General features: G+C 40.8%; 17 protein-coding genes. 6 read left to right on the top strand and 11 right to left on the bottom strand.

Annotated elements, in window-relative coordinates; genetic code table 11:
- Positions 1 to 148 precede the first annotated feature (148 nt).
- The 4 genes from ACWF5P_RS08935 to ACWF5P_RS08920 form a co-directional block, all read right to left on the bottom strand.
- Positions 149 to 2,317 carry a penicillin-binding transpeptidase domain-containing protein gene (locus ACWF5P_RS08935; RefSeq protein ID WP_434167401.1) on the bottom strand — a complete coding sequence of 723 codons (2,169 nt, stop codon included), beginning with the start codon at positions 2,315 to 2,317 and terminating at the stop codon, positions 149 to 151.
- A gap of 193 nt (positions 2,318 to 2,510) precedes the next feature.
- A complete protein-coding gene (locus ACWF5P_RS08930; RefSeq protein ID WP_101222578.1) occupies positions 2,511 to 3,731 on the bottom strand; it encodes an MFS transporter in 1,221 nt (406 codons plus the stop codon).
- A 1,376-nt stretch (positions 3,732 to 5,107) separates the two neighbouring features.
- Positions 5,108 to 5,716 (bottom strand): superoxide dismutase SodA, encoded by a 609-nt coding sequence (gene sodA / locus ACWF5P_RS08925; protein ID WP_034308436.1) that lies wholly within the window; start codon positions 5,714 to 5,716, stop codon positions 5,108 to 5,110.
- A gap of 145 nt (positions 5,717 to 5,861) precedes the next feature.
- Positions 5,862 to 6,347 carry a DUF456 domain-containing protein gene (locus ACWF5P_RS08920; RefSeq protein ID WP_101222580.1) on the bottom strand — a complete coding sequence of 162 codons (486 nt, stop codon included), beginning with the start codon at positions 6,345 to 6,347 and terminating at the stop codon, positions 5,862 to 5,864.
- 163 nt (positions 6,348 to 6,510) lie between these two features.
- Here ACWF5P_RS08920 and ACWF5P_RS08915 point away from each other — a divergent pair, with 163 nt between their 5' ends.
- The 4 genes from ACWF5P_RS08915 (at position 6,511) to ispG (ending at position 9,560) form a co-directional block, all read left to right on the top strand.
- The gene (locus tag ACWF5P_RS08915; protein ID WP_157831004.1) at positions 6,511 to 7,278 is read left to right on the top strand and encodes a DUF1189 domain-containing protein; all 768 of its coding nucleotides are present in this window, start codon (positions 6,511 to 6,513) and stop codon (positions 7,276 to 7,278) included.
- 364 nt (positions 7,279 to 7,642) lie between these two features.
- Positions 7,643 to 7,786, top strand: coding sequence for an anti-repressor SinI family protein (locus tag ACWF5P_RS08910; RefSeq protein WP_101222582.1), 144 nt, complete (start codon positions 7,643 to 7,645; stop codon positions 7,784 to 7,786).
- Between the two features lie 114 nt (positions 7,787 to 7,900).
- Positions 7,901 to 8,233 carry a LysM peptidoglycan-binding domain-containing protein gene (locus tag ACWF5P_RS08905; RefSeq protein ID WP_230177020.1) on the top strand — a complete coding sequence of 111 codons (333 nt, stop codon included), beginning with the start codon at positions 7,901 to 7,903 and terminating at the stop codon, positions 8,231 to 8,233.
- 214 nt (positions 8,234 to 8,447) lie between these two features.
- The gene (gene ispG / locus ACWF5P_RS08900; protein ID WP_185116202.1) at positions 8,448 to 9,560 is read left to right on the top strand and encodes a flavodoxin-dependent (E)-4-hydroxy-3-methylbut-2-enyl-diphosphate synthase; all 1,113 of its coding nucleotides are present in this window, start codon (positions 8,448 to 8,450) and stop codon (positions 9,558 to 9,560) included.
- A gap of 104 nt (positions 9,561 to 9,664) precedes the next feature.
- Here ispG and ACWF5P_RS08895 read toward each other — a convergent pair whose 3' ends face one another.
- On the bottom strand, positions 9,665 to 10,135 hold the full coding sequence (locus ACWF5P_RS08895; protein WP_232782915.1) for a DUF4190 domain-containing protein: 471 nt from the start codon (positions 10,133 to 10,135) through the stop codon (positions 9,665 to 9,667).
- Between the two features lie 168 nt (positions 10,136 to 10,303).
- Here ACWF5P_RS08895 and ACWF5P_RS08890 point away from each other — a divergent pair, with 168 nt between their 5' ends.
- Entirely contained in the window at positions 10,304 to 10,888 is a 585-nt protein-coding gene (locus ACWF5P_RS08890; protein ID WP_260358089.1) for a 5' nucleotidase, NT5C type, read from the top strand.
- Positions 10,889 to 10,924: 36 nt separating this feature from the next.
- Here the strand turns inward: ACWF5P_RS08890 and ACWF5P_RS08885 are convergent, their stop codons facing one another.
- Genes ACWF5P_RS08885 through ACWF5P_RS08875 form a run of 3 tightly spaced genes read right to left on the bottom strand, consistent with a single transcriptional unit; the run spans position 10,925 to position 12,983 of the window.
- Positions 10,925 to 11,350 carry a Fur family transcriptional regulator gene (locus ACWF5P_RS08885; protein ID WP_101222584.1) on the bottom strand — a complete coding sequence of 142 codons (426 nt, stop codon included), beginning with the start codon at positions 11,348 to 11,350 and terminating at the stop codon, positions 10,925 to 10,927.
- Between the two features lie 13 nt (positions 11,351 to 11,363).
- Positions 11,364 to 12,197 carry a metal ABC transporter permease gene (locus ACWF5P_RS08880; RefSeq protein WP_063233033.1) on the bottom strand — a complete coding sequence of 278 codons (834 nt, stop codon included), beginning with the start codon at positions 12,195 to 12,197 and terminating at the stop codon, positions 11,364 to 11,366.
- 21 nt (positions 12,198 to 12,218) lie between these two features.
- Positions 12,219 to 12,983 carry a metal ABC transporter ATP-binding protein gene (locus ACWF5P_RS08875; RefSeq protein WP_053535720.1) on the bottom strand — a complete coding sequence of 255 codons (765 nt, stop codon included), beginning with the start codon at positions 12,981 to 12,983 and terminating at the stop codon, positions 12,219 to 12,221.
- Positions 12,984 to 13,198: 215 nt separating this feature from the next.
- Here ACWF5P_RS08875 and ACWF5P_RS08870 point away from each other — a divergent pair, with 215 nt between their 5' ends.
- The gene (locus ACWF5P_RS08870) at positions 13,199 to 13,459 is read left to right on the top strand and encodes a DUF2624 family protein (RefSeq protein ID WP_063233031.1); all 261 of its coding nucleotides are present in this window, start codon (positions 13,199 to 13,201) and stop codon (positions 13,457 to 13,459) included.
- Positions 13,460 to 13,548: 89 nt separating this feature from the next.
- Here ACWF5P_RS08870 and ACWF5P_RS08865 read toward each other — a convergent pair whose 3' ends face one another.
- The 3 genes from ACWF5P_RS08865 to ACWF5P_RS08855 form a co-directional block, all read right to left on the bottom strand.
- Positions 13,549 to 14,445, bottom strand: coding sequence for a deoxyribonuclease IV (locus tag ACWF5P_RS08865; protein ID WP_101222586.1), 897 nt, complete (start codon positions 14,443 to 14,445; stop codon positions 13,549 to 13,551).
- Positions 14,446 to 14,457: 12 nt separating this feature from the next.
- Positions 14,458 to 15,771: a DEAD/DEAH box helicase gene (locus ACWF5P_RS08860; protein WP_434167405.1), complete on the bottom strand. Its 1,314-nt coding sequence runs from the start codon at positions 15,769 to 15,771 to the stop codon at positions 14,458 to 14,460.
- Positions 15,752 to 16,045, bottom strand: a 294-nt coding sequence (locus ACWF5P_RS08855; RefSeq protein WP_452444810.1) for a hypothetical protein, incomplete at its 5' end; no start/stop codon positions are given. The genes ACWF5P_RS08860 and ACWF5P_RS08855, both read right to left, overlap by 20 nt.

The raw sequence follows: 16,045 nt of genomic DNA, 5'->3' as shown, positions 1-16,045 counted from the left end.
TTTTAGACTGTAAACTCCGTTTGAAGCAAATGTAAATATTCAGTAAATAATTGTGTGCTAATTGTAAAGACGAAAGAACTGTATTGACTAAGTCTTAAAATGCAAAAAACACGTTTCCGGTTTTACCCAAAAACGTGTTTTTAACCTTTTATTCATTTTCCTGGCTTTTTCTAACTTCAGCTTGGTCCTTTTGAACGTCTTTACCATTCTCCACTTTCAAATCAGTCGAGGTTTCGGTATTTTCCTTCTTAGCCCGTTCTTTTTTCAGTTCGAAATAAGTATCCATGATTTCTTCACCTATTTCTTTACTCATGCTGTGACCCGTATGTCCTTGGTATGCCCACGGAACAACGACCGCAAAAGCGACCTCAGGATTTTTAGCTGGGGCATAACCCACAAGCGTGATGTTCATCGTTTCTTGGGGCTCGCTATAATTCATCCGGTTCGGGCCGTCATAGAATGCTTCCGCCGTCCCGGTTTTAGCTGCCACTGTATACGATTTATTCCCAAAATAGGTATAAGCCGTTCCGCCTTGTTCCATCGCAACTTTATCGAAACCGCTCTGAACACGTTCAATCCATTCGTCCTTCATATCAAGATGATTAAGGACAGTCGGTGAAACGTCTTCGGCAACAGGTCCCAATTCCTCATTATTATCAACTGGATCGCGGATTTCCTTAACCATATGCGGCTTCATGCGGTTACCGCCATTCGCAATGGTTGAAACATATTGCACGAGCTGCATCGGTGTGTACGTATCATACTGTCCGATGGCAAGGTCAAGCAGCTTACCTGGCGATGTTTCGGAACCTTTGAATCCGCTCATTTCATTAGGAAGATCAATACCCGTGCGGACACCCAAGCCAAACTGGGCAAATGAATTCCTCATGGTTGAAAACGCGCCTGAACTAATGTTCAAAGGTTCATTCGGCACATAATTCGCACCTGCAATATTAATTGCCGTTCTGAACATGTAAACGTTCGAAGATACTTTCAATGCGGTCAGATCATTAATGTTCCCGAAGTCACTATATGAACCTTTGGCAGGTGTACCTTTGATTTTCAACTTCGTATCATAAAAGTACGTACCCGGCTGGATCGCACCTTCCTGATAACCGGTTAAAACGGTAGCACCTTTAACCGCAGAACCCATCGTATAGGAAGTCGTGATATTTCCTAATGCGAAGTCCTCAATGGAGGATTTCCCCGTTTTTGGGTCCTTCTCATATTTCTTGCCAGCCATCGTCAATACTTCCCCTGTATCGGGATCCATCATGACAACAAAGGCCCTGTCCAAGAATTTGGTGTTACCCATTTTTTTCTTGGCAATCAATTGCTTTTCAATGATTTCCTCAGTTGCAAGCTGTAAATCCATATCAACTGTCAATATAAGATCTTTTCCTCGCGAACCTTCAGTAATCACTTCGGAATCGACGACATTTCCTGACTTATCGGTCACATTCCTTACTTTCGCTTTCTGACCTTGGAGGATATCCTCATATTGCGCCTCGATATAACTCTTACCTACACGGTCATTCCGGCTGTAATCACGTGCAAGGTAGTAGCTCAGGCTTTCGCTAGGCAACCCTTCTTCAGATGAGGAAACTTTACCCAATACAGATTTAAGTGTTTTATTATATGTATAAAAACGATCCCAATCTGTAGATATATCGACCCCTGGGAGCGAATCAAGGTGTTCACTCACCTTGGCGAATTCTTCTTTTGTTACTTCCTTGTTTTTCACAATTTGTGGGGTAAGGGCATATCCGCTTGCAAATTCCCTATAGATGGCAAGAACTTCAAGATCCTTTTCCGAAAGCTTTGTTTCTTCTTCAGTAATCCGATCAAGCTGAAGCTTATACAAATCACTTTCTTCCATCTCGCCCTCTTCCACTTTTTTCCGTTCTTTATCGGTAATCTTTTTCTCGGCCAGCTTTGGATTCTTCAAAATCCAAAAATCCTTTTTATCGCGTTCAGTTACTTTGTCTGTTTCCTTTTCGATCAACTTCGCTAGTTTCTCAGCCGTTTCCACCATTTCTGTTTGTTTCGTACCTTGTTTACGTGTATATGTAATTGCATCCAGTGGTTGGTTATCGACCATCAGTTTCAAATTCCGGTCATACATTTTCCCACGGGGCACCGAATTATTCACGGTCACTTCCTCTGTTCTTTCAATCTCACGCCGGTAATCATCACCATAAACAATCTGTACAACACCCAAGCGTAAAATTAAAGCGGAAAACAAAACAAACACTAAAAAGAAAAGAATATTCAATCTGAAAGGCACATGCGTCTTTTTCTTTTTCTTTTTATTCACACTAAGCCACACATCCTTTTTACATAGTCATAATAGTCCTATACTATTCTATAGAACATTTATATTTTTTTCTACCTTAGTGTTCTAGAAATATTAAACATATAACGAACTTTACATAAAAAGTGACTTACGGCTCATAAATCCTAAAACGGTAAGTCCTGATATTGGAAAAGAGGCCTCTAAGGCCTCTTTTTCAATCTTGGTCAATGATATCGATTTTCCGTATAAACCAATATATCACGGTATGCCCTGCCCCGACGATTAACAGATAGATCGGCAGTACTTCCTTTAGGTCGAATAACATGACGGAAAGTATGAATCCTGATATCGAGACGATCCTTCCAAGATGAACGAACAGTTCCCGGACAACGATATATTCAATCCTCATTTCCGCTGCCTTCCAAGCACGGCCTATAATGTCATACGTCAACGATATATAAGGGACCAAAAGAATAGGATAAGCGGTAGCTACAATTGCCCCATAAATGAGAAGCTTCCCGAATGTGATATCAAATGCAATCAATAAGACCCCTGCATACAACAGGATTCCTCCAATAAGAATGGCCTTTTTTCGCATCGGCTGTTTTATATATCGTGAAGCAAAAAAATACGCAACGAATGAAATGGCCGAATTTAACAGACCATAGCTCCCTAAGGCAAGTTCACTATCCGTCTGAATGAAAACGTTAATCGAAATGATGAACATGAAGGTGCCCTCTCGTATCCCTTGGAAAAAGTGAGCACGTGTGATCAAAAGCCAATTCCGATTATTTTTCCGTTCCTGCAATATCCGAAGGAAACAGTATCTGCCATGTGCTGGACGTCTTTTTAAAGAAAAGCTAAGAAACACCGCAACGGAGAACAATAGCAAAGACAATCCGAATACAATGGAATATCCCGTGAATTTTTCAAGCCTCGAAATGATGAACCCTGAAAGAATCGGACCGACCATTCCCCCAAGGGATGATAAAATCCCTAAAAAACCATTGAAGAAATCTCTTGTTTCCGGTTCAGTTATCTCAAAAGTCAAGACATTATAGGCAAGCCAATAAAACCCATAACCGATTCCTAACAGTCCACCAAGCAACCAAAGGAAATCCGTTGCCCGTGTGCCTACCAATAGGACTGATAAATAAAATAGGGCCAAAAAGATAACACCCAGACGCAAAACAATGATTCGATCCACTTTTTTCGCCAACCTGCCAGCAAAGACAAAGGTAAGCGGTTGAAAAAGCACCACGGTTAGATTATATACGGCAATATCAACAATTTGACCGGATTGTTTCCACAAGTACACATTAACGAATGTATTGGATAAAGCAATACTTAGGCTGTACAGCCCGCCAATAAACAAAAGGAGGTGCAGATCCTTCTTTCCCCCCGCTTCACCCAACCATCTCTCTAAAATACCCATTGTTTTAACTCTCCTTTAAATTCCACTCTAGTGTTTGAAAAAACAAAAGAATTTATGTAAAAAAAGGTAAAGAAAACTCTTCGATTGGCGATGACAGAGAAGTAGTTGCCCTTATACTGTTTTCCTTTTGAATTTGGAAAAGAACAGTATAAAGAAAACTCTTCGATTGGCGAGCCAGGATGGCGATGACAGAGAAGTAGTTGCACTTATACTGTTTTCCTTAAATCTCTCTCTCAAATAAAATTAATAACAGTGTAAAGAAAACTCTTTGATTGGCGATGACAGAGAAGTAGTTGCCCTTATACTGTTTTCCTTAAAAGCTCTCTCCCGAATAAATCAAAAACAGTATAAAGAAAACTCTTTGATTGGCGAGCCAGGATGGCGATGACAGAGAAGTAGTTGCACTTATACTGTTTTCCTTAAATCTCTCTCTCAAATAAAATTAATAACAGTGCAAAGAAAACTCTTCGATTAGCGAGCCAGGATGGCGATGACAGAGAAGTTGTTGCACTTATACTGTTTTCCATAAATCTCTCTCTCAAATAAAATTAATAACAGTGTAAAGAAAACTCTTCGATTGGCGAAGACAGAGAAGGAGTTGCCCTTATACTGTTTTCCTTAAAAGCTCTCTCTCAAATAAAATTAATAACAGTGTAAAGAAAGCTCTTCGATTGGCGAGCCAGGATGTCGATGACAGAGAAGGAGTTGCCCTTATACTGTTTTCCTTAAAAGCTCTCTCCCGAATAAATCAAAAACAGTATAAAGAAAACTCTTCGATTGGCGAGCCAGGATGGCGATGACAGAGAAGTAGCTGCCCTTATACTGTTTCCTTAAAAGCTTTTCCCTTTAAATCAAGAACAGTGTAAAGAAAACTCTTTGATTGGCGAGCCAGGATGGCGATGACAGAGAAGTAGTTGAACTTATACTGTTTTCCATAAATCTCTCTCTCAAATAAAATTAATAACAGTGTAAAGAAAACTCTTCGATTGGCGATGACAGAGAAGTAGTTGCCCTTATACTGTTTTCCTTAAAAGTTCTCTCCCGAATAAATCAAAAACAGTATAAAGAAAACTCTTCGATTGGCGAGCCAGGATGGCGATGACAGAGAAGTAGTTGCCCTTATACTGTTTTCCTTAATAGCTTTTCCCTTAAAATCAGAAGAACAGTATAAAGAAAACTCTTTGATTGGCGATGACGAAGGGGATGTTCATGAATTCGGAGTGTTTTCTCGTGAATTTCTTTCACTTCTTTTGGCGAAACAGCATACGAGTTGCCTTTATATAGTTTTTCTTCAATGTTCCCGTTCGGATTAGAGAAACAAAAAAAAAGACAGGGTTCCTTTTCAGAAAAGGAACCCTGTCTTTTTTAATTACAAATTATTTTGCAGCGCTGTAACGTTTTGCAACCTCATCCCAGTTTACAACATTCCAGAAAGAATTGATGTATTCAGGACGACGGTTTTGGTAGTTTAGGTAGTATGCATGTTCCCAAACGTCCAATCCAAGAAGCGGTGTTTTACCTTCTGATAATGGATTGTCTTGGTTTGGTGTACTTGTTACTTCCAACTCGCCATTGTTGACTGCAAGCCAAGCCCAGCCAGATCCAAAACGAGTAGTAGCCGCTTTAGCGAACTCTTCTTTAAAGCTGTCAAAGCTTCCGAATTTTGAAGTGATAGCATCCGCTAATTCACCAGTCGGTTGTCCGCCACCGTTAGGTGAAAGGATTTCCCAGAATAAAGTGTGGTTAGCATGTCCGCCACCATTGTTGCGTACAGCTGTACGAACAGCTTCAGGTACTGCGTCAAGGTTAGCGACGATTTCTTCAACGCTTTTGCTTAGAAGTTCTTGGTTACCTTCTAGGGCATTGTTCAGGTTTGTCACATATGTGTTGTGATGTTTAGTGTGGTGAATGTTCATTGTTTCTTTGTCGATGTGTGGTTCTAATGCATCATATGCATACGGTAATTGTGGAAGTTCAAAAGCCATAATAAAATTCCTCCCTATGTAAGCTTTTATTTTTTGAGGGCTTCAGTTCTCGAAAGATACATAAAGCTCGCTAGAAATAGAGTATCAAATTTTTGTAACCGTTTCAAACCTTATGCCTCAATTTTTCATTTTTCGATTATATTTCCTATGAGAATACCACGAATAGAAAATATCCAATCATCAAAACTTGGATGATGCCTTTTGTGATGACGCTGCTTATAAAGCCTACAACGGAACCAAGCCCGATTTTCGAAGCAGTGACCGGGTCTTTTTTATGTACTAGGATTTCTGCCAGGAATGCCCCGATGAATGGTCCTATTAGTATTCCGAGGAACGGGATCACGAATGGCCCGACCAGTAGCCCAATCGTACTGCCCCAAATTCCCGCTTTCGTGCCTCCATACTTTTTGACCCCGACCATGTTCGCAATGTAATCAGCTGCGAATAAAAGGATGACGAATAAAATTTGGACCGTCCAGAAAAACCAGCCAAATGGTTCAAAAGAATAAAATAGTCCATATAGCAATATTCCGCCGAAAATGAATAAAACACTTGGGATGATTGGAAAAATCAGACCGACAAACCCCATTATGAACATCAGGGTAATTATTATCCAAAATAGTGTATCCATTACTAAAACGCCCCTTTCTCATTTGATATATAATTTGACTTTATCTCTCCATAATTACCTCATTACTGATGGTTGAAACCAATGAAGCAGAATACAGGTTGTTTTATTTTTCCCATATAGTTAAAATTGGTTAGGAATCTTATATAGTTAGGTGCTGAAAACATTGAACATATTCAAACAACTATGGGTTAGCTTGTATTCTCCTAAAGATATTGCTTCCTTTCAAAACCAAGGTATCGGGAAAACGATATTATTCGTTTTCTTTATAAGTCTCATCGCCTTTCTCCCTTCAGCTTTTTATTTCGGGACAATGATAGTTAACGGGATAGATGCCATGCACGAAACAGTATCCGAAGACTTACCGGCATTTGAAATCAAAAATGGCACGTTGACAACTGAACAAGATGAGCCGTTTAGCCTGAATAAAAACGGATATCAAATTTTTGTAGATGGCACGGGAGCTTTGACCCCGGAAGATGTAGCCACTAAAGCTGATGAAGCTGTCGCGCTTTTAAAGTCTGATCTGGTTTTCGTATCCGGAGGCAATGTGCAATCCTCTCCATATTCAGTTCTGGAGGGAGATAATAAGGAAATATCCACTTGGCTTGATTCAGTTGAATCTGTGCTGCCTATTATCCTTCCATTGCTTCTACTTATATTATACCTGTTTACTGCTAGCGGTATCTTCATTAAAGTGACGATCCTTGCCGCTTTCGGTCTTTTTTTCAAAAATGCTCTTGGCCGTCCTCTTTCCTATAGGCATCTATGGAGAATCGGTGCTTACAGCATAACGCTTGCCACGGTATTCTTCGCCATCATGGATGCTTTTCAAGCAATGGTACCGTTCGCTTCCATCATTAGCTGGTTTGTGACATTGATGATGTTATTCTTATCGATTAAAGAAACATCAGCCAATAAGATCGGAAATTGACATTAATAAGATTGGACTCAGACTGTAGGGAAGCTCGATGAGAATCGAGTTTCCCTACAGTCTTTTAAGGCTTTGTAAAATTCGAACATTGATTGGAACCAGTGCGGTCTTTGCGCCTGCGGGGTCTCCCTAATACACGCTTTCCCGCAGGAGTCTCGCCCACCTGTTCCAATCAACTTTTTTTAAATTCAGACAGAACCCCATTTGATTCGACCACCGGGTCCAGCTCTTTTTGCTTAAATAGAATCGGGTAATCCATGCCTTTGCAGCATATGACTACAGTCATCATTTTTTTAATCTACTTAATTCGACAAAATACTCACTAAGTTATTCCTATACTTATGGTTGAAATAGTAATTAAGAGGTGATAGATGTGAAGGAGAGTCATATTGATGTACAGTGGTTGTTACTCATAATGGAGGCAAAAAAGAGTGGTCTGACCCCAAAGGAAATTCGCTCCTTTCTTAACACTCATTCAAATAATAAGGATGTTACTCAAATGAAATAGAAAAATTTGAATGGCCACTCTCATATTCCATTTGAAGAATTGCCCATTTTTAGGCATATTTTTTGCCCCCTCCAAGTATAGATGAATTAAAGACAAGCTTGGGAGGATGGAAAATTGAAACGGCTACTGCTTTTTATCTCATTCTGTTTCACTTTATTTATTATTTATTTTGATATGACTACGGGTACCCTGCCGGCTTCCCATCCACCGGCCTCTACAGGCGAACAGGCCGTCCCGGCCAGCAAGCCTGCATCCGCACCATCTGCCGCCTATAAAGAAATTACCATGAAACCGGGTGATACCTTACTTTCCATCGTCGAAACGGAAAAAGGCGGATCCAATCAGCCAATCGAAACGATCATCACTGACTTTCAAAGTTTGAATGAAGGATTGAAGCCCGAGGATATGCAGATTGGCAAAACATATAAGATTCCCGTTTACAAATAACCCCCATAATAGGAATCTCCCCCTTCACAAGAACCATTAAGGGGATTTCCCAGCATCGATTGTATCCAGAAATTAGGGGATGTCTCGTGATGAAAAAACATTATGCGTCCTATTTCCTTGTCAAGCGGTATGTACATTGATACAATATTTCAGAGAAACAAATTAAAAATCAAAACTGATTTTTTCCTAAAGGAGAGAATTCCACTTGAGTGAAATCATACATCGCACCAAGACGCGGCCAATTAAAGTCGGAAACTTAACGATTGGCGGCAATAATGAAGTTATCGTACAAAGCATGACAACGACAAAAACACATGATGTTGAAGCAACGGTTGCAGAGATTCTTCGCCTTGAAGAAGCTGGATGTCAAATCGTACGTGTCGCCTGTCCGGATGAAAGGGCAGCTGATGCAATCTCTGAGATAAAAAAACGGATAAACATCCCTCTTGTAGTCGATATTCATTTCGATTATAAACTTGCTCTGAAGGCAATCGAGGGCGGAGCTGATAAAATCAGGATTAATCCTGGTAACATCGGTCGCCGTGAAAAGGTTGAAGCAGTAGTGAAAGCTGCGAAGGCTAAAGGAATACCAATTCGCATCGGGGTCAATGCTGGTTCTCTAGAGAAGAAAATCATCGAGAAATATGGCTTCCCGACTGCTGATGGAATGGTAGAAAGTGCTTTACACCATATTAAGATCCTGGAAGATCTGGACTTTCATGACATCATCGTTTCCATGAAGGCTTCCGATGTGAATTTAGCCATCGAGGCATATGAAAAAGCTTCGAAAGCATTCGATTATCCTTTACATCTTGGGATCACGGAATCAGGTACGCTATTTTCAGGAACCGTAAAAAGCGCTGCCGGACTAGGTGCCATCCTAAGTCAGGGCATCGGAAGCACGATGCGTGTTTCCTTAAGTGCCGATCCTGTCGAAGAGGTGAAGGTGGCAAGGGAGCTTCTAAAAGTATTTGGCCTTGCTTCCAACATGGCCACTTTAATTTCCTGCCCTACTTGCGGTCGAATCGAGATTGATTTGATTTCCATCGCCAATGAAGTTGAAGAGTACATCCAGACGGTCAAAGCGCCAATCAAGGTATCAGTGCTTGGTTGTGCGGTAAACGGCCCTGGAGAAGCCCGTGAGGCTGATATCGGCATTGCCGGGGCCCGAGGTGAAGGTTTACTGTTTAGAAAAGGTCAAATTGTTCGTAAAGTGCCTGAAGAGACGATGGTCGAGGAACTTAAAAAAGAAATTGACAAAATCGCTGAAGAGTACTATGAAAAACAAAGAGCCGAAGCTGCTGCTGCAGCTTTACTAAATAAATAAAACAAAGAATCCCGAATTTTCATTATCGGGATTTTTTGTTTTATACCATTTGAAAAAACCCTTTGATGCATTTCGGAAAATGACATCAAAGGGTTTAATGGTGTTTAAAAGAACGGCAGGATGAATATGCCAACGATGATGGAGATTGCACCAATGACGATGGCCCAAGTACCTAAGTTCGATCCCCGGCTTCTGGCCACTATCCCTACAATGATACCCACAATCCCTAAAATGAAGGGCATCATGAATAAAGATATAATGGAGATGATCAAAGCTATGACACCAATCGCTTTCCCTCTTGATGCCACATCCCCAGAACCATTATCCTCTGCACGTCCATCATTTTTATATGACCTGATTCTCTGAGGCGGTGTTGAAATTTCGGCAGACGTTTCTTCCTGATACCGGTTATCCATATTGGTTATGGTCCCACGACTTTCATATCGTCTGTCATCTTCAGGTGTATCTTCATTATAATACCGCTCATGATGCTGATCATCCACAACGGTTGGTTCACTGCCCTCTTTCGCCAATTGCATTTCGTCGTCAATACTGGAGTATTGATCTTTTTCCATTCGTGCATCCCTCACTTTCATTTGTGAAGCATTTATAGTGTATGTAAAAATCGCGGATCCCATCGTGAAAATGGTTTCATATCTTGGAAATAAATACGGGTATTTACCAAAGCTATGATGGGATATGTTACACTATTACAAGTATTGAAAATGAGGGAGAGATTCATCATGAAAAAACGTTTTGGCATCGATATAGACGGGACTGTTACAAGACCTGATTCCATGGTCCCCTTTTTAAATAAAGCTTTCCAGCTGAATTTAGCTTATGAGGACATTACCGAATATGACTTATTCCCTTTCGTGAATGTTCCAAAAGAGGATTTCACTAAATGGTTCATTGAGAGCGAGCCACTCATCTATTCGGAATCATTATTGGCTGAAGGTGCGAAAGATGTATTGGAAAAATGGACTGAACACGCTAACCTTTATTTCATAAGTGCCAGAAGTAACCGTTTATTTGATGTAACCAAAAATTGGTTCACGTCGAATGAAGTCCTATATGATCATATTGAGCTTGTAGGCTCACACGATAAAGTGGCTGCAGCCAAAAAATTCGAAGTCGATCTCTTTTTAGAGGACAAGCACGATAATGCAGTGGCGATTTCGGAAGAGTGTAAAATACCCGTGATTTTATTTAATACTCCTTACAACCAAGATCCCGTGCCTGAAAGGGTGATTCGGGTCAACAATTGGCAAGAAGCGTCTGCATGGGTGAATAATTGGATGTCAGGGCAACCGGCAACTATAAAATGAGACAAGAAAAAACCATTGACTGGAGGTCAATGGTTTTTATGCATCCAAAGATACGCTACATGCGGGACAGCGTCCGTAAATTTCAAATTTATGACCCGAAACATCGTAGTCCTTCAAGCTTTCCTGAAGTTCCTGCATCGGGCACAGTTCGATTTCTTTCGTTTTTCCACAATTTAAACAGATGAAGTGGTGATGGTGGGAAGAATGACCGCATGTAAAACGAAAACGCTTTTCCCCTTCCAACTCGGTCGCTTCAAAGATGCCCAGTTCTACAAATAAGGAAAGATTTCTGTAAATCGTATCGAAGCTTAAACCTGGATAATCCTGTTTCATATTCTCCAATACATCTTTGGCCGTTAAATATTTATCGCTGGAAGAGAAAAGCTGCAGCATTTCTTCCCTCTTTCCTGTATGCTTAAAACCTTTATCTTTTAATAGTTGCATGGCAGTAGTTACGTTCATTACATCACCCCATCTATCGATTTTTCCACTTATCAAACAAAATTGACAAGATGAGAATTAGTACAGCTATTATTACAATGGTCCCGCCAGGAGCAAGGTCAAGGTTATATGATAAGAATAATCCGCCTATGACAGACACTTCACCGAATAAGACCGAATATCCAATCATCTGCTTAAAACCCTTTGCAAAGCGGAGACTAGCAGCTACCGGGAGCGTCATGAGCGAAGAAACAAGTAATATACCAATGATTTTCATGGAAGCGGCAATGACCAATGCGACCATTACAATAAAAATAAAATGAATCGCTTTATAAGGTATTCCGGACGCTTTCGCATGCTCTTCATCAAAAGATAACAGAAATAGTTCTTTATACAATAGGGTGAGCATCAAGGCTACGACTATCCCCACTGCCAAAATGACATATAAGTCCGCCCGGCTGACGGCACTGACACTGCCGAATAAATAACCGTATAAATCCGTATTGAAACCATCTGCAATGGATATGAAAATGACACTGAGACCCATGCCGCCTGACATTATGATCGGGATTGCAAGCTCTTGATAATGCTTGTACACCCCTCTTAATTTTTCAATGAATAATGAACCACCTACAGAAAAGGCCATTCCTATATAAAGTGGATTCAATCCTGCTAAAGATAGAAAGCTCTTCTGCAGCAATAAACTAAACGCTATCCCAGCAAGCGCAACATGACTTAGCGCATCGGAAATCATCGACATCCGCCTTACCACGACAAAAACGCCCACTAATGGCGCAATCGCTCCGATGATGATTCCGGTCAAAAATGCGTTCTGCAAAAATTCAAATTGCAATATCCCCGATATCATTGGGCTATCCTCCAAAACATATTAATGATCATGATTTAAAAATTGGACCCCATGTCCATAAATGGACGAGAGCTCACCTTCATCCAGCTCATTATATTCACAGGCATCCCCGTGAAAATGAAGCTTTTTATTTAAACAGGCGACATGTGTGACTTTATCGGTCACAGTACCAACATCATGAGTTACTAAAATCAGGGTTATACCTAATTTTTTATTCAACATCTCAAGCATTTCATAAAATTGGTGGACGTTTTTTGAATCAACGCCAACCGTAGGCTCATCCAATATCATCAATTCCGGTTCGCTGACCAGTGACCGGGCAATGAACACCCGCTGCTGCTGGCCTCCGGACAATTCCCCGATATTGCGGTTCTGATATTCAAGCATATCCACGGATTCCAGAGCCTTCTTCACCTTTTGCTTATCCTCTTTGCCTGCAAACTTAAACAAGCCGATTTTTTTGGTCAAACCACTCTGAACCACTTCAAAAACTGTGGCAGGAAACCCAGAGTTGAAGGAGTTGGCCTTTTGGGAAACGAAACCGACCTTTTGCCAATCTTTAAAGCGTCGTATGTCTTCACCGAAAATTTCAATTTTTCCCTTTTGGAGCTTGAACAGACCAAGCAGCAACTTCAAAAGCGTTGACTTACCGGATCCATTCGGCCCAACGATTGCTAAGAAGGCCCCTCTAGGGATTTCAAGAGAAACATGTTCCAGCACTAGATCTTTTGTATATTTGTAAGATATATCTTCAAATTTAACTATGGGGTTTACTACATTATCCAAAGAGATCACCTATTTTTTTAAGAATCATTACGATTAACAATCGTTAGTATAAATCAAAGAAGCCAAGATGTAAAGAAACCGGTACTCTGAACAAGTGCCGGTACACCCTGAACCACAAAAAAGTGTGAGCTGAACCAAACTTACAGTAATCAAACAAAGTTTCATGTTCACATACGTCTTCCTCCTTCATATGTTTTAACAAAGGAGGAGATCGTTTGAAATTATTTGAAATGATGGTCAATCATAAAATCAACAGTATTCGCCCCGATGAACTGCTTTCCCTTGCTAAACAGCATAAGGTTGCACTCACTCAAAAACAAGCACAGGATATCACTGCACTTCTAGCAGGTAAAAATATTAACATTTTTGATATACGTCAAAGACAGAACGTGCTTGGTCAAATTACAAAAGTTGCCGGAGCAAGCACAGCCAGGGAAATAGAATCCCTCTTCAACAACCTTACTTCCACTTTTTAGAGATCTTAAGCCAGCTGCAGCTTTATCTGAGCATACTTATGCAAATGAAAGGACGATTCATCTTTTTCGATGAATCGTCCCTATTATGATTATTGTTGAGATCTGATCTTATCCAATAGATCTTCATCAAATTGATTATTCTTGAACATATCAATTTCAAATTTATATGGTGCCTTTTTGTCTTTTTTGTCTTCCCCTACATAAGGTGTTTCCAGGATTTTCGGAACACTGCTTAATTGCGGATGGTGAACAATAGCATTCAACGCCTTAAAACCAATATGACCAAATCCAATGTTTTCATGGCGGTCCTTGCGCATGCCGCGTTCATTTTTGCTATCGTTTATGTGAAGGACCTTGATGCGGTCAACACCGACCAATTTATCAAATTCATTCAGTACGCCATCAAAATCCTCGATGATATTATATCCGGCATCGTGAGTATGGCAAGTATCGAAGCAAACCGATAGTTTTTCATTATGGGTTACACCATCAATGATCATCGCCAGCTCTTCGAAAGACCTGCCACATTCAGACCCTTTGCCCGCCATCGTTTCAAGGGCAATCTGAACTTTATCGTCGGCAGTCAGCACCTCATTCAAACCTTCGATGATTCTCTTGATACCCAGTTCACTGCCTGCACCAACATGCGCACCTGGATGAAGTACGATCTGCCTTGCGCCAATGGCTTCGGTCCGATCGATTTCGCTGCGTAAGAAGTTAACTCCAAGCTCGTATGTGGCTGGATTCGTTGTATTTCCTATATTAATGATATACGGGGCATGGACTACGATATCGCTGATTCCATTCTCCTCCATATGCAGTCTTCCGGCTTCGATATTTAAATCCTCGATTTTTTTACGTCTTGTGTTTTGAGGGGCCCCTGTATAGATCATGAATGTGTTGGAGCCATACGAAGCCGCTTCTTGACTCGCAGCAAGTAGCATACCTTTCCCGCTCATTGAAACATGCGATCCGATCTTCAGCATCTGATTTCTCCCCTATTTCTTTCTCTGTATACGACGTTCACGTTTTTTAAAGTTTTCCACATCTCGTTGAATTTTCTTCTTGTATCCTGGCTTGACTTTAGTTGGCTTCTTGACGTGCCTGCTCGCTTTAACATCGATATCAGATTTTTGTTTTTTACGGTTTTTCCGTTTATTACGTTCATCGATATCAACCCAATCACCGTTTTGGATATCCGCATCACGGAATTCAATGCCCATTTTTTCAAGGCGGTTCAGTGAATCTTCATCGGATGTATCGTAAATGGTAGTGGCAATGCCTGAATATCCGGCACGAGCCGTCCTTCCCGTCCTATGGATATAAAAATCCAAATCTGAAGGCAATTCATAGTTAATGATATGACTTACACCTTCAATATCGATTCCACGGGAAGCCAGATCTGTCGCAACGATGAATTGATACTCCAGATCATTGATTTGCTTCATCATTTTTTTACGCTCACGAGGCGATAAATCACCATGAATACGGCCGACATTCAACCCTTTTTCAATCAAGGAGTTAGCCACATGATCCGCCATTTTTTTTGTGTTTGTGAAAATAATCGCCAAATATGGATTATAACGAACGATGATATCATGAAGTAACTGCTCTCTGTTACGGTGACGAAGCGGTACGAGAACATGTTCAATTTTCGAAGCGGTCGCCTGCTTGGGATTCACTTGAACATACTTTGGATTCTCCATATATTTATTTAAAAACGGCTTCAATTTTTCTGGGATGGTTGCCGAAAAGACAAGCATTTGAATTTTTTCAGCCATACGTGATGCAAATATATCGACATCTTCAATGAAGCCCATGTCTAGCATAAGGTCCGCTTCATCGACTACAAGCATTTTTGCTGTATAAACCTGTAATGCCTGAGCTGCAACCAAGTCCTTGATCCGGCCCGGTGTACCGATTACCAATTGCGGCTGTGTCTTCAATTTATCTATCATTCGCTGTTTATCAGTACCACCGATGAAACAACGGACCTGAATCTGCTCATCCTCAGGGAAATGATCAGCAATTTTCAAAGCTTCTTTGTAGATTTGGTTCGCTAACTCACGGGTTGGTGCGGAAATAATCGCTTGAACCTCATTCTTACCGGCATCAAGCCTGTTCATGATCGGCAGCAAATAGGAATGTGTCTTCCCTGTTCCTGTCTGCGACTGTCCAATTAAGCTACTTCCCTTTAAAAGCGACGGAAGCACGCGCTCTTGAATTTCCGTCGGCTTATCGAACCCTAAAGTACGAACCGCATCTAGAATGTAGCTTTTCAAATTAAATCGTTCAAATTGATTTTGTTTCATCAAAAAACTCCTTTATCCTGTCAGTCATTAGACATGTCCTGTTATTATAATAAATTTCACACAAAAAGCGCAAGCGCCTGGGTTGCTCGTGAAGAAAATAGGGATTGACCCATAAGGCGCTTTTTGCCTTATGAGGGCGATCATCTTTTTCACAACGAGCTAGGTGCTGAAGCTGGATTACACAAAAAGCGCAAGCGCCTGGGTTGCTCGTGAAGAAAATAGGGATTGACCCATAAGGCGCTTTTTGCCTTATGAGGGCGATCATCTTTTTCAC

The organism is Peribacillus sp. NPDC055009 (assembly GCF_053608705.1).
Note: the sequence above shows the minus strand (reverse complement) of the source record. Positions and strands in the feature narration are given on the sequence as shown.

Excerpts from the sequence above, each read along its gene's own strand:
- ACWF5P_RS08865 (WP_101222586.1), bottom strand. The coding sequence starts at position 14,445 with ATGCTGAAGATCGGATCGCATGTTTCAATGAGCGGGAAAGGTATGCTA.
- ACWF5P_RS08885 (WP_101222584.1), bottom strand. The coding sequence starts at position 11,350 with ATGAACGTAACTACTGCCATGCAACTATTAAAAGATAAAGGTTTTAAG.
- ACWF5P_RS08880 (WP_063233033.1), bottom strand. The coding sequence starts at position 12,197 with ATGATATCGGGGATATTGCAATTTGAATTTTTGCAGAACGCATTTTTG.
- ACWF5P_RS08930 (WP_101222578.1), bottom strand. The coding sequence starts at position 3,731 with ATGGGTATTTTAGAGAGATGGTTGGGTGAAGCGGGGGGAAAGAAGGAT.
- sodA (WP_034308436.1), bottom strand. The coding sequence starts at position 5,716 with ATGGCTTTTGAACTTCCACAATTACCGTATGCATATGATGCATTAGAA.
- ACWF5P_RS08895 (WP_232782915.1), bottom strand. The coding sequence starts at position 10,135 with ATGGAAAAAGATCAATACTCCAGTATTGACGACGAAATGCAATTGGCG.
- ACWF5P_RS08890 (WP_260358089.1), top strand. The coding sequence starts at position 10,304 with ATGAAAAAACGTTTTGGCATCGATATAGACGGGACTGTTACAAGACCT.
- ACWF5P_RS08860 (WP_434167405.1), bottom strand. The coding sequence starts at position 15,771 with ATGAAACAAAATCAATTTGAACGATTTAATTTGAAAAGCTACATTCTA.
- ACWF5P_RS08920 (WP_101222580.1), bottom strand. The coding sequence starts at position 6,347 with ATGGATACACTATTTTGGATAATAATTACCCTGATGTTCATAATGGGG.